We start from the raw sequence: 14,651 nt of genomic DNA on the forward strand, positions 1-14,651 counted from the left end.
AATAAACAGCATAAAATGAAAATAAAGATATTCATACTGATATGGTTTTCGCTGCTATCAACCGTTGCATGGGCCCAGGATATACTTATAAGAGGACGTGTGATAAATGATAAAAATCAGGCCATAAGCGGAGCCTCTGTTTCAGAACTGGACAACAGGAAGAATGGAGTCGTTTCTGATGAACATGGCAATTACACCCTTTCACTGAAGCCTGGCGGGGTAAAGAAACTGATGATCACCTGCGTGGGCTTCCTGCCTCAAACTATTACGGCAGTAGCGGGGACACCGATGGTTGTTCACCTGACACCTGATGTAAAAGGGTTGGAAGACGTAGTGGTAGTTGGTTTCGGGCGACAGAAAAGAATTACGAGTACAGGGGCGGTGAGCTCTGTAAAAGGAGAAGAGATCAAAAATGTTCCTACTGCAAGCATTCAAAATACGCTTATCGGCCGCTTACCTGGCTTCTTCAGCCAGCAACGCAGCGGGCAACCAGGAGCAGATGCCGCCGATTTTTATATCAGGGGCGTTAACTCTCTCACCGAGGATACCAAACCACTGATTATTGTAGATGATATTGAGTACGATTATTCACAGCTTTCACAATTAAATGTGAATGAAGTGGAATCCGTTTCCATCCTCAAAGACGCAGCTACAACATCCATTTATGGATTAAAGGGGGCCAATGGTGTACTGGTGGTGACTACCACCAGGGGCCGTATCGGGAAACCACGGATTAACGTCACCGCAGAAAGTGGGATTAATAAAACGATCAGGATGCCCACTTTCCTTGACTCCTATACTACTGCCCTGCTACGGAATGAAGCTACCATCAATGATGCTTATGGTCAGTCACAAACCCCGGTACTCCCGTTTACACCCGACGACCTGCAAAAGTTTAAAGACGGCTCCGATCCTTATGGCCATCCGAATGTTAACTGGTCAGATGTCCTGTTTAAAAAAGCGTCTACACAATCCCGTTATAATGTGGATATAAGCGGAGGTAACTCGTTTGTGAAATATTTTACATCGCTGGGCTACTTTTCCCAGAATGGTATTCTGAAAGATTTTAAGCCGGTGGGAGATGATGTAAATACCAATTATTTCTACAGGCGCTTCAATTACCGCTCAAACCTGGACATTACTCCTACAAAAACCTTAAAGATCCGTTTCGACGTAAATGGCCGCTTTGAAACGGTTAACAACCCAAGCGGAACAGTAGAAAACGCCGGGCTTTTTTATGAACTAGGTGCATTCCGTTACATGGCGCCATATGCCATGCCGGTCATCAATCCCAATGGCAGTTATAGCTATGCCTCACACCTGGGAGCCGCTACTAATAACGGCGCTATTAATCCTGCTTTCAGGCTGGGTAATGGTGGATACATCAGGAGTTTCCGGAACAACTATAACATCATTGTTGGGGCAGACCAGCTGCTTGATTTTGTAACACCTGGCCTGTCTGCAAAAGTAAATATTTCTTATGCGGGCAATAACAATGAAGGCCGCAACCTTAACCGCAATGGATTACCGGTTTATAAATATGATGTTGCTACCAACTCCTATGCTATAAGAGATGCAGGGCAATATCGCATATTACCATATGCCGTTGCTTCTCCGGCAGGCTCTTTTAATTCTACCACTATTCTCCAGGCCTCTCTGAACTATGACCGCACTTTTGGAGGTCATCATTTCACCGGGCTCCTGTTATTAAATCAACGGAATTTTATAAATGGCGTTGCCGTCCCTGTCAACTACCGCGGTACAACCGGGAGATTGGATTATGACTTCCGGCGTAAATATCTCCTGGGTATTACCGTTGCCCGCAACGGCAATGATTTATTCCAGGAAAATAACCGGTATGGAATATTTCCGGCTATATCATGGGGCTATAACCTGGCAGAAGAGCCATTTTTCAAAAACCTGTTCCCGTTTTTCGACATGTTTAAGATCAGGGGATCTTATGGCCTCGTGGGAACAGACGTAAGCTATCCGGGCGTTGTAACCTCTGTTATTCAATATGGAACCACCGGCTCAAATTATTATGGTAATACCACGGTAGAAGGATCACTGGTAAATCCTGATGTTACCTGGGAAAAAGAGAAGAAAACAGACCTGGGTCTGGAGCTGAATATGTTCCAGGGAAAACTTACACTGAGTGGCAGCTACTTTTATAACTACCGTTATGACCAGCTAATTCCGCAGAAAGACGTTCCCTTGTTAATAGGGCAAGGACTGCCAAACAGGAACATTGGTAAATCAGATAACCGTGGATTTGATGGAATTATTACCTACAGGAACGACCGGGGAAAGATCAACTATTCCATCAGTGCCAATGCATCTTATGCCATTAACCGTATCATTTATATCAGTGAAGCGCCGGATTATCCTTACCAGGCCCAAACGGGGAACAGGATGAACCTAACTAAGGGTTATCATAATATTGGCTTCTACCAGTTGGATGATTTTGATGCAAATGGAAAAGTAAAGAAGGGTATTCCTGCTCCGCAATGGAGCGTGATACAGCCGGGAGATCTGAAATATGCAGATATGAACGGGGATGGCGTTATTACAGATGCTGATAAAACCTGGTTGTCGAAACCGAATTTACCCAGCACTGTTTTAGGTACCGAATTTACAGTTGGTTACAAGGGGTTATCATTAAGAGCGCTGCTGCAAGGTTCTTTTGGTTACGCGGTACAGGTAACAGCGGAAGGCGCCGGTGATGCCTTCAACGGTAACCTGCGTCCCTGGAACCTGGAGCGCTGGACACCGGCAACTGCTGCTACTGCTACTTATCCGCGTATCGGACTCAACTCTAACATCAACAACATCTCCTATTTAACCATCTCTGATTTTTGGATGGCCAATACCTGGTATGTCCGGTTACGGTCCCTGGAACTGTCTTACCAGCTTCCCCGCGGATGGCTAAAACGTACGAAGGCTGTTCAGCAGGCCAGGGTATATCTTTCAGGATATAACCTGGTGAATATACAGGAAATGGGCAAGTTTCAGCAGGACGCTGAAATTGCAAACGGCACCGGTGGCGCCTATCCTAACACCGCCAACTTCATCTTCGGATTGCAATTAGGCTTTTAACGCTAAAAAATCACTTATGACCAGACAAAAAATATATGGAAGTATCCTATTGGCAGGACTGGCTACTGCTACTAGTTTTACTGCCTGCAAAAAAGATTTCCTGGATCAGAAAAAATTATCAGCGATCGATGAAGCATCGGTCTTCCAGGATAGTACCAGGTCACTGGGCGTAATCAATAACCTTTATTCAAGCCTGGGAATATCTTTTAACCCAAGGAGATTCAATAATACAGGGCTGGACGCTGCTTGCGATGAATCGGAGCCACTCCCCGATCCTACTTTTTACACGTATAGAATTTCAAGCGGCGGTATCAATGCCAACAACGCCGATGGCGGACTATGGGGAACTGCCTTCCAGATGATCAGGGCTGCAAATATCTTTCTGAAAAATAAAGACAGCATACCCGTAACAAATGCAACAAGAGACTACTGGGTAGGCCAGGTACGGTTTTTAAGAGCGTGGTATCTCTTCACACTGATAAAACATTACGGTGGCATACCAATGATTGGCGATAAAATATTTAGCGACAAAGAAAAAATAGATGTGGCACGCAGCTCGTATGAGACCTGCATCAAATACGTGACCAGTGAGCTGGATGCCGCCGCTGCGGCGCTTCCCATCTCTTATCGTTCCGGGGATGTAAACCAGTTGAAAGTGACGAAAGGCGCTGCATTGGCAGTAAAGGCCAGGATGCTTTTATACGCGGCCAGCCCCCTCGTCAATAGTGGGCCCAGAGGAAACGATCCTCAAAACCTGCTCGCTTTCCCAAGTGCAGATCCCGAACGCTGGAAGCAGGCGGCCGATGCTGCCAAAGCTGTAATTGACCTGGGAGTGTATAGTTTGTATACTGCCTCTGCTACGCCTCTTTATACACTGTTCCTGCAAAACACACCACAGGTGGAGCATGTACTCGTTTATTGGCAACCATGGACTACCGGCAATAATTTCTACGTTGAAGCCAGTGCCAACCCTACTTCCAGGGGAGGCATGAACGGGTGGACAGGAACCAAATATTTTCCAACGCAGGAATTAGTAGATGAATTTGATATGATCAACGGACTGCGTATAACAGATCCTGCTTCCGGTTATCCCGGCATCGGCAATGATATGTATAAGAACAGGGATCCCCGCCTTACCTATACTCTTCATTATAATGGTGCTCTTCGAAATATGAGCTCCTTCGGCGACCGGCCTGTCAATACCTATACAGGCGTCATTCCGGCAGGGAATGCAGCAGAAACCAGTGCAAGTGTTGATGGCATCTATACTTCTACAGGTACCATAACCGGCTATTTCAGGTATAAGATGTGCAATGGCGGTGGCGGCGAACTGTATCGCCCCTGGGTAGTGATGCGCTATGCAGAAGTGCTGTTAAATGCTGCTGAAGCAACAAATGAATACTATGGTCCAACTGCTGATGTATATAACTGGTTAAAGATGATACGCAGCCGCGCAGGTATTCTTGCCGGTGAAAACAGCGCATACGGTTTAAAAGCAGGAATGACCAAAGACGAAATGCGGGAAGCCATCAGGCATGAACGCAGGGTAGAACTGGCTTTCGAGGAACATCGCTTCTGGGATATCCGTCGCTGGAAAATTGCTCCACAAACTGAAAATACAGAAACACATGGAATGGAGATTACAAGAGCTGCAAATGGCAGCTTCTCCTACCGCGTAATTCCCATCAGGAAACATGTATTTACCGAAGCAATGTATTTCTGGCCTATACCACAGAGCGAACTAACAAAGTCGCCTGCTTTAAAACAAACACCGGGTTATTAATACAAAAGTTTAAACCTTTTTTAATGTTCAAATAATGAAAAACATTATAACTGCACTTATTTTTACAGCTGCTCTTTCATTGATTGGTTGTACAAAAGGCGGAACACTGACAAGGCCGGAGAGCAACCAATATACTATTATGTCAACTGCCAGCAGCAAACAACTGGTACCGGCCATCGATACTACTTCCACCGGAACCTTTACCGGCTTTTATGATGACAGGCTAAACATCCTGACCTTCACCATCTCCTGGAGTGATCTATGGCGGGCAGGCAAAGACACCATTACCGCTGTCAATTTCTATGGTCCCGCCAGTACTACAGAAAATGGCGCCCTGGTGCGTTCTTTACCGTTCGTCAGCAACAACAGCCAGGCAAGTGTGAACCTTGGTTTGGCAGGCTTAAATGGCTTTAAAGAAAGTGAAAAGAAAAACCTGTTGGCAGGAGCCTACTACTTTACCATCAATACAAAAAAGTATCCCAACGGTATCATCAGGGGGCAATTGACAGCAACAAAACCATAAACCTATTCATTTGATTTGACGACTTATGCGAAAGCTTACATTATACTTTATCTTCTTCCTGGGTTGTTGTGCGTTAAAAATAAACGCACAGCAACTCATCATTTATCCGCCTCCCAAAGCAGTTGTGTACGCTATGCACAATGACGACTACACCGTAAAAGTGCGCCAGCCCGGCGGAGAATGGCAGGATCTGTATGAATACAACGTAAAAGTTGATCTTGATAAACCACAGGATGCCTCCATGGTATATTTCGATTTCTCCGGATCTGTGGAAGTATTTGTTCAGAAAAACAATGGTAATGCACAATCCGTAAAGATCCGCCCGTCGGACAATGAAATAAAACCAATATTAAATGGCAATAGCATTACGTTTACCTTAACCGGGCCTAAAAAACTTTCCATAGAGTTTGATGGCGATAAACTACACAACCTGCACTTATTTGCCAATCCTATTGAAACATTCCGTCCTGATCCCAATGACCCTGATGTTGTTTACTTCGGGCCGGGAGTACATATGCCGAAAGATTTACCGGGTGAAGCATTTAATATACCATCGGGCAAAACAGTTTACATAGCTGGAGGCGCGGTAGTGAGAGGGAAACTACTTTGCGACAAAGTGGAAAATGTCCGTATCATCGGTCGCGGAATTATTGACCAACCACAGCGAGGTGTGGAAATCAGGCACTCAAATAATGTTACCATAGATGGAATCATTGTCCTGAACCCCAAACACTATACAGTTTTTGCAGGAGGATCAGATCATCTTACCATCCGTAACTTAAAATCATTTAGCGCCAGTTCCTGGAGCGACGGACTTGATTTTATGAGTTGCAGTAACGTAACGGTAGACGATGTGTTCATGCGCAATTCTGATGACTGTATCACCGTGTATGGGCATCGCTGGGAATTCTATGGAGACGCAAAAAACTATGCCGTAACAAATGCTATCCTCTGGGCTGATGTAGCACATCCCATCAATATCGGTGTTCACGGGAACACGGAAAAAACAGGCGAGGTAATTGAAAACTTACTGTTTAAAAACATTGAAATACTGGAACATGACGAAGATGATCCTACCGCCGAAGGCTGCATGGCTATCCAGGCGGGTGATCTGAACCTGGTCCGCAATGTTCGTTTCGAAGATATACACGTGGATAATTTCCAGGAAGGAAAGCTCCTGCAATTAAAAGTGGCGCTCTATGATAAATACAATGCAGCTCCCGGCAGGGGAATAGAAAATATTTATTTCAAAAACATCACTTATAATGGCTTCAACAATGCACCGTCTGTTATTGATGGCTTAGATAAAGCACACCTGGTAAAAGACGTAACGTTCGAAAATCTACGTATCAACGGTAAACTGATCACTAACCTGGAAGAGGCAAACATCAGGCTGGGTGAGTTCACCCAAAACATCACCTTCAAAAATCCACCATCCATAAAAAAGAATCCGGCGCTGACGTCGAAATAAAGCAGAAAGGCAATGATGAGCCATCTGCATCACTACAAATAATAAAAATGAATTTTCTCATGAATAAATTGAAACGCCTGTTATTTCTCCTGTTGTGCTTTTACCGCCTTACGGCCACTGCACAAACCTTTGTGCATCCGGGTGGCTTGCATACGAAAACAGATCTGGACAGGATGAAGAGCCAGGTAGCCGCCGGCGCGCATCCCTGGATTGATAGCTGGAACGCATTGATCACACACCCTAAAGCACAAAACACTTATACCGCGGCGGCACAGCCTAACATGGGCGTCAGCCGCCAACGCGCATCTGCCGACGCCGTTGCCGCTTATCTCAATGCCTTGCGCTGGTACATTTCAGGCGATACATCTTATGCCGCCTGCTCCAGGAAAATTCTGAATGCCTGGGCCCATACAGTAAACCAGGTACCGGCCGGACAAGACGTACCGGGGCTAATGGGAATAGCAGTATATGAATTTGCCGTTGCCGGAGAGATACTACGCCTTTATCCTAACTGGTCGCCATCTGATTTTAACCAATTTAAAAACATGATGACGACCTACCTGTATCCTAATTGCCACGACTTTTTAACCCGTCATAATAACGCCTGCATCAGTCATTACTGGGCTAACTGGGATATCTGTAACATTACTGCCATTTTGGGTATTGGCGTGTTATGCGATGATACTGCCAAGTTCAACGAAGCCATTACTTATTTTAAATCCGGTGCAGGCAACGGCAACATTACCCGGACCATTCCCTATATATACCCTGGCGGATTGGGCCAATGGCAGGAAACCGGCCGTGACCAGGAACATGCACTGCTGGGCGTAGGTATGCTGGCAAGCTTTTGCCAGATAGCATGGAACCAGGGACAGGATATGTATGGATACGATAACAACCGCCTGCTGGCCGGCGCTGAATACATCGCTAAATACAATCTCTGGAAAGATGTTCCTTACACCACCTACAACAACTGCGACAACGTACTGAATTTTTGGGCATCAGAACAAAATAGCTGGGGCCGCGGCAGGTTACAACGTCCTATCTGGGAAATGATTTATAACCACTATGTAGTGAAGAAAGGATTGAGCGCTCCCCATGTAAAAGCCATGGCGGAAATAAACCGCCCCGAAGGATTTGAGCACGATGATAACCTGGGATTTGGCACATTGTGTTATACTTTAAATGCAAGTGCATCGCCTTATCCCTCCTCTCCTGCTCCATCAGCACCAACAGGCATACAGGCAACAGCCAGTGTAGGAAAAGTATGGCTAAGATGGCTGCCCGTTGCCACCGCAAACGGATATAATGTATTACGTTCAACAACAAACGGCGGCCCCTATACTACCATTGCTACCTACAAAGGTACCTATCCACTATATGAAGATACGGGCGTAACGAATGGCACCCGGTATTACTATGTAGTATCCGCCATTAACCAGGCTGGAACCAGTAGTAATTCCTCCCCGGTAAATGCAACGCCGCAAGCTACCGGTGCACTGGCTGCCGGTTGGAGTCAACAGGACATCGGAACAATTACTACAGCAGGTACCGCGGGGTATGCCAATGTAAGTAATGGCACCTTTGTCATGAGTGGCACCGGCGCGGGCATCGGTGGCGCCGCAGATGGCCTCAGTTACGTGTATAAAAGTGTAACCGGAGATGCTACCATTACGGCACGGCTGACAGCCGGCACCTGGGCTGGTGGCGGTTCTCAAAAAACAGGCATTATGATCCGGGAAACGCTTTCACCTAATGCCATTGCCTTTAGTATGACATCAGGAGATGGAGGTGTTCGTGAAGCAAAATTTGGCAGCCGCATATCAGCAGGTGGCTCCATGAGTTTTCAACCCGGTAATGCATATACCCGCACGCCTACCTGGTTCCGTTTACAAAAAACCAGCAATACCATCACGGCCTATCAGTCGACCGATGGAAAAACGTGGTTTGCCGTAGGTAACCCTGTAACTGTTTCCATGGCAAACAATTACTACGTTGGACTGGTGGTTTCTTCAAACAGTTCCAATGCAAACAGCGCCACATTCGATAGTGTAACCATAGCAGGAAAACCTCGCACCAGGTGAGAGAAATATCCAATCAGCACACCCGCTAAAAAGAAATAAAAGAATCAATGCAGCAACAAAAGGGACAAATGACAGGCAGCAATAGTTTTTTCAGAAAATACCATGAAACAAATTTTTAAACCCTGATTAAAATAACCCTATGATGGACTTCTTTACCACTGATATTTTATCAAAAATCAGAAAGTTCCACTGCTGCCTGGCAGCTATTTTTATCTTTTTGTTTTCCTTAAATGCCGGGGCGCAGAATTTTGTGCACCCCGGTATTCCACTATCCAGCTCGGACCTGAGCATTTTGAAAGCGCATGTACAGGCTGGTGATTACCCCTGGAAACAGGCGTACGACATCATGGCAGCAGATGGCAAGGCGCAGTTGACCTACCAGATGCAGGGTCCATTTGCCACAGTTAGCCGCAGTCCGGACGTCAATCGCGGCCAATGGATGAATGATATGACCGCTGCATTTTACTTGTCCCTCATGTGGTATTTTACGGACAATGAGGCTTATGCAATAAAAGCAAGAGATATTTTAATTGCCTGGGCCAATACCCAAACACAATTCACGGGACAACTGGGAAACCTGGATTTAGGTGATTTCGCGCATACTTATGGCGGCGCAGCCTCTATCCTTCGGGGCACATGGAGTGGCTGGACACCTGCCAATACCACCGCAGTACAAAATCTTTTTAATAACGTTTACTGGCCGCCATCAGGTTGTGGCGGTTATGCATTAGGACCGGCAAATAAAGGTACGTTAAGTATCGCTGCGGGAGCCGCCATCGCCGCGTTCTCTGATGATCCTGAAAAAGTAGCGCATGTAGTTCACCTGATGAGGTATATAGGTGCAACAGGATTAAAAAATACACTACCCAGCGGCGAAAATGGCGAAAGCGCAAGAGATCAGGGACATGCACATGGCATGTGGGGTAACCTGGCTTTTGCCGCAGAAGTAATGTGGAAGCAAGGCCTGGATCTTTACTCCGAACTGGATAACCGGCTGCTTGCAACAGGAGAATATTTTGCAAGAAAGAATACAGGCGATTCCCTTGGATACATCCCCTATGGTACTACCGACGCCCATTATCTCACAGATGTAAGCGGTGTATGGGATGGAGGAAGATGGGGACTAACCCTCATACATGGAGCCTATATGGTGCGTAAAAACCTGCATTCCGATTATGTGACGAAGCGCCTTACAGACATACCCAGGCGATTTGATCCTATTTACACCTGGTTTTACAAGTCGGAGGATCATTCTACTGCTGTTGTTCCTCCACAAACCGAAATTGTTCCTGCCCCCGGAAAAGTAGGAACAGGCGGCCTGACAGATTTAGATATAGGATCGGCTTCTCCTTCAGGAAGCAGTTCTTATGACAATAACGTGTGGACAGTTACCGGAAGCGGGACCGAAATTAATACGCATGCTGCCGATGGTTTACACTTCGTCTACAAAGAAGTAACCGGTAATTGCTCCTTCATCGCCAAAGTAAAAACAGTTGGAGGAAGTGCCCTTAATGCAAGAGCAGGTATAATGATTCGTTCTGATCTAACAGCTACGTCAGCACAAAGGGCGTGGATCACTATCAAATCAGGAAAGAGAGCGGAATCTTTTATGCATGGATGGACAGAGGTAAGAGGCGGCTCTAATTGGGAAAAACCAGAAAGGCCGATTCCACAGGATGATTATTGGGTTAAGATTGAAAGGATTGGAGATGTCATTGGGATGTATTACTCGGCAGATGGCACCAGCTGGGCAGCAGAAGCAGAAGGCAGGTTTGCAGGCTTTACTGGTAAAGCATACATTGGTTTAGCAGTTTGTTCCAATGTCAACGGCACCTTAGATACCGCTACGTTTAGCCATGTAAGTGTTACAGGCGGACAGGGAGGCATTGTTACCATTCCTGAAGCACCGCATTCTGTATATGCATACCCCGGCAATAACCAGGTCCGGGTTCGGTGGCTTTCTTCATTTGGCGCCGAAAGCTATACACTTAAACGGGCAACGGCTCCAAATGGAACCTATACAACCATTGCATCTTCCCTTCCCGGGAACAGCTTTATGGACAATAATGCAACAAACGGGCAAACCTATTACTATAAGGTTTGTGCAGTAAATGCTGCCGGCACCAGCGCAGATTCACCCGCCGATGCAGGTACGCCCAAAGCGCCATATGTACCGCAAACCCTCAATGGCCTGTATCGTATTATAGCAACACATAGCGGCAAAGCAGTGGAGGTTAAAAACAGCTCCCTTGCTGATAGTGCTTTACTGGGACAAAAAACCTATGCTTTTACAAGTAACCAGCACTGGATAATAACGCCTAAATCGGGCACCGATTATAAAGTAATTAACCTCCTGAGTGGGAAAGCAATGGATGTAGTGGGCAACGCAACCTCCAACGCCGCGGCTATCGAGCAACGTACCTACTCGGATACAGATGCATCGCAGGTTTGGTCTATTACAGACAGGGGAAACGGTACTTTCAGTATTGTAGGAAAACCAAGTCAGAAATCACTGGATGTTCCGGGATCAAATACCGCAGATGGTATTGTAATGAACATTAACAGGTGGCTGGATGGTGCAAACCAGATCTTTAGGATAGAACCGGTAATGGGTGCTGAAATGGATTCTGTTTACCTTCAGAAACTCGCAGAAGCCATCAGGTTACGTGATACCACGGAGGTAAGTACTACAAATGAATTGGGCAAATTCCCGGTAGCGGCTAAGGCTCAACTGAATGACAGCATTACCTACGTGCAATCATTGTACAATTCCCAATCTACTGTTATAGAGGTCTGCAATTATGTATCAGTGCTGGAAAATGCTATCAAGCGGTATAAAGCAGCGATGTATTATGGTACAAATTCATTGGCTGATGGCAACTACTACCTCAAGCCCCTCCTCAACGATTCACTATGGACCAGGAATACCACCAATACACCTCTATTCGATGTAGAGAACTCCGATCCCCTGCTTCAGATATGGAACGTCACAAAGCAGGGCAATGGCCGGTACAAGATCGTTTGTCTCAGTGCGCCTTCCTCCTTTAGTAATTATATCAATGAAAGTGCGCAATTTGGCCGTAGCGTCACCCCCTACGCCGATGTCTGGAATTCAATGAATATTTACTTTGACGGAACCTCATACGCAGTGCAGAGAGCTCAAAGAGCCGGGAATGGCTACTGGTTTATAGCTGGTAACCAGGTACAATATGTAGTAGGTAGTGATAATGATTCGGTTCCTTATAGCTTTCCTTTCCGTTTTGTGCCAGTGGGAACTATTCCTGTAAATCTGATAGTGGCTGCCGGTGACGCAAAAAATATCCTGGAATGGGATCCCATCTTCAATTCCACTTATAACATAAAACGTTCCACTACACCAGGGGGGCCTTATACCACACTTACCACCCAGAGTACCACCAGGTTTATTGATACTACGGTAAATAATGGTACTGCTTACTACTACGTAGTTGCTTCAACAGATAGTACTGCTTTAAGCCCGGAAGTGGCGGCGATACCTAATGTTGGCCAGATGACCTACCTGAAATTTAATGAAACCAGTGGAATACGTGCGATCGATAGCTGGGGAGCCACACATGGTACCCTGGCGGCTGTTGCTACCCGTACTACCGGGAAAGACGGTAACGCACTTATGCTGAATGGTACTGCGAATGCTTATGCTACCTTACCTGCAGGATTCGTTAGCACCTTATCTGATTTTACCATTTCAGCCTGGGTGAAAATGGATGCGATGGCGAACTGGATGAGGGTATTTGATTTTGGCAATAACAATACCCAATATATGTTCCTTTCCGTGCAGGCAGGAACTACCACGGTCAATAACGTAAGTGCTTCCATCGTTCGCTATGCTATTAAAAACGGAGGCGCAGAGTTAAATGTAAGCGCTCCCTATACCTTTTCATTAAATACCTGGGTACACCTGGCTGTTACCAAATCTGGAGATACCGCCCGCCTGTATATCAACGGAAACCTGGCATCTACCAATTCCGCGATAAATATCAGGCCTTCACAGCTAACTCCTGCAGGTACTAACACGGGTACTGCTTTAAACTACCTGGGTAAATCTCAATTCTCAGATCCGATTTTCAACGGGGCTATTGACGAATTCAAAATTTACACCAGGGCGCTAAGCAATGCAGAAATCACAGAGGGAATGAAAAAAAATCAAATGCTCCGCTTTGGCCCGCTATCGCAAAAAAGAGTGGGAGAAGCTGATTTTAATGCCGGTGCTATGGCCTCGTCCGGCCTGCCCGTTACTTACACAAGCTCCAATGAAAATGTAGCTACCATTGTAAATGGCAGCGTGCATGTTACCGGCAAAGGAGTAACAATCATTACCGCCACCCAAAATGGAGACAGCCTGTACAAGGCAGCTCCCCCCGTGTCGCAACAGCTTACAGTATATATGCCTCCTACGGTGCAAACAAAAAACATCCAGGTGGCAGTGAATGAAAATGGAGATATAGCTATTACGCCACAGCAGGTAGACAATGGCTCAATAAGTTATGCAGGCGCATTGATGCTTAGTTTAAACAAACGCGATTTCACCTGCGCAGACATCGGTTCACCCGTAACAGTAATACTGACTGCAAAAGATGAGGATGGCCATACCAGTAGCGATACCGCGCAGGTAACGGTAACGGATCAACTAAAACCAGTACTTACCGCACCGGCAGATTCGTTCTATTGTTACGCCCAATCAGGCACCTACAGTATTCCTTCGCTTACGGCAACTGATAATTGCGGTATTGCTTCAATAGGTTATAGTATCAACGGAGCTACCTCACGCACCGGGAACGGAGCAGATGCCAGTGGCCTGTTCAATACGGGACAATCAATGATCACCTGGACTGTTACCGACACCCACGGCAACGTGAATACGGCCACAACTACCGTAACAATAAACGCGGCAATCAATACTGTAATCCCGGATGTATACGCCATGAACACTTCAACAGATGCCAAAAACACCATCTACATAGGTTACGGGCCGGCCGCTCTTACCCTTGTTCCCAACGTATCCGGAGGCACATCACCGTACGAATATACCTGGAGCAACGGACAAACCACGCCCTCGATTAGTGTAAATACAGCAGGCACCTATACGGTTGTTGTTACCGATAGCAAAGGATGTACATCCACCGGCGCTATTCTTATGAAAGCATTGGATGTTCGCTGTGGTAGCAACAACAATAAGGTCATGATCTGCCATAACAATAATACGATCTGCATTTCCCCCGAAAGTATTTCGGATCATTTGAAACATGGTGATTATCTTGGTAGTTGTACAACGTCGGCGTTGCGTAGCAGCGGGAATATTACTACCTATCCTAATCCCGTTACAAACGTATTAAATATACAGGTAGGTAAAGCAGATGTTGGTGCTATTGTAAAAATGTATAATCAAAACGGTATGCTGGTAAAAACGCTGATAATGACCAGCACCTCCGGGACTATCCCGGTTCGGGATCTGGCTGCCGGCTTGTACTATTTGCATATAAACACCCGGGGAATAGCTACTATCAAAAAAATAATTAAACAATAATGCCATTGAAAATAAAGTTTCCCTGGTAAAATACAGACCATCACCCGGTACGGACGATAGTATTACTGCTACCGTCCGTACCGGTAATATTTAAGGAACTTATACAGGAAAAATTTTCATTAACCGTACAA

At 46.0% G+C, this 14,651-nt stretch carries 6 protein-coding genes; all 6 read left to right on the forward strand.

Going from position 1 to position 14,651, the window contains the following annotated elements; genetic code table 11:
• The first annotated feature begins 15 nt into the window (after positions 1–15).
• Complete coding sequence (locus J7623_RS14225; protein ID WP_291921064.1) at positions 16–3,096, forward strand: TonB-dependent receptor; 3,081 nt, start codon at positions 16–18, stop codon at positions 3,094–3,096.
• Between the two features lie 16 nt (positions 3,097–3,112).
• Complete coding sequence (locus J7623_RS14230; protein WP_291921066.1) at positions 3,113–4,879, forward strand: RagB/SusD family nutrient uptake outer membrane protein; 1,767 nt, start codon at positions 3,113–3,115, stop codon at positions 4,877–4,879.
• A gap of 34 nt (positions 4,880–4,913) precedes the next feature.
• Complete coding sequence (locus J7623_RS14235; protein WP_291921068.1) at positions 4,914–5,402, forward strand: CHRD domain-containing protein; 489 nt, start codon at positions 4,914–4,916, stop codon at positions 5,400–5,402.
• A gap of 25 nt (positions 5,403–5,427) precedes the next feature.
• Positions 5,428–6,873, forward strand: coding sequence for a glycosyl hydrolase family 28 protein (locus J7623_RS14240; protein ID WP_291921070.1), 1,446 nt, complete (start codon positions 5,428–5,430; stop codon positions 6,871–6,873).
• A 59-nt stretch (positions 6,874–6,932) separates the two neighbouring features.
• Positions 6,933–8,957: an alginate lyase family protein gene (locus J7623_RS14245; RefSeq protein WP_291921072.1), complete on the forward strand. Its 2,025-nt coding sequence runs from the start codon at positions 6,933–6,935 to the stop codon at positions 8,955–8,957.
• Positions 8,958–9,096: 139 nt separating this feature from the next.
• Positions 9,097–14,520: an RICIN domain-containing protein gene (locus J7623_RS14250; RefSeq protein WP_291921074.1), complete on the forward strand. Its 5,424-nt coding sequence runs from the start codon at positions 9,097–9,099 to the stop codon at positions 14,518–14,520.
• Positions 14,521–14,651: the final 131 nt, after the last annotated feature.

Origin of the sequence: Chitinophaga sp. (genome assembly GCF_017745275.1) — a bacterium.
GTDB lineage: Bacteria > Bacteroidota > Bacteroidia > Chitinophagales > Chitinophagaceae > Chitinophaga.

Coding starts and splice junctions, on each gene's coding strand:
- J7623_RS14225 (WP_291921064.1), top strand. CDS start 16: ATGAAAATAAAGATATTCATACTGATATGGTTTTCGCTGCTATCAACC.
- J7623_RS14230 (WP_291921066.1), top strand. CDS start 3,113: ATGACCAGACAAAAAATATATGGAAGTATCCTATTGGCAGGACTGGCT.
- J7623_RS14235 (WP_291921068.1), top strand. CDS start 4,914: ATGAAAAACATTATAACTGCACTTATTTTTACAGCTGCTCTTTCATTG.
- J7623_RS14240 (WP_291921070.1), top strand. CDS start 5,428: ATGCGAAAGCTTACATTATACTTTATCTTCTTCCTGGGTTGTTGTGCG.
- J7623_RS14245 (WP_291921072.1), top strand. CDS start 6,933: ATGAATAAATTGAAACGCCTGTTATTTCTCCTGTTGTGCTTTTACCGC.
- J7623_RS14250 (WP_291921074.1), top strand. CDS start 9,097: ATGATGGACTTCTTTACCACTGATATTTTATCAAAAATCAGAAAGTTC.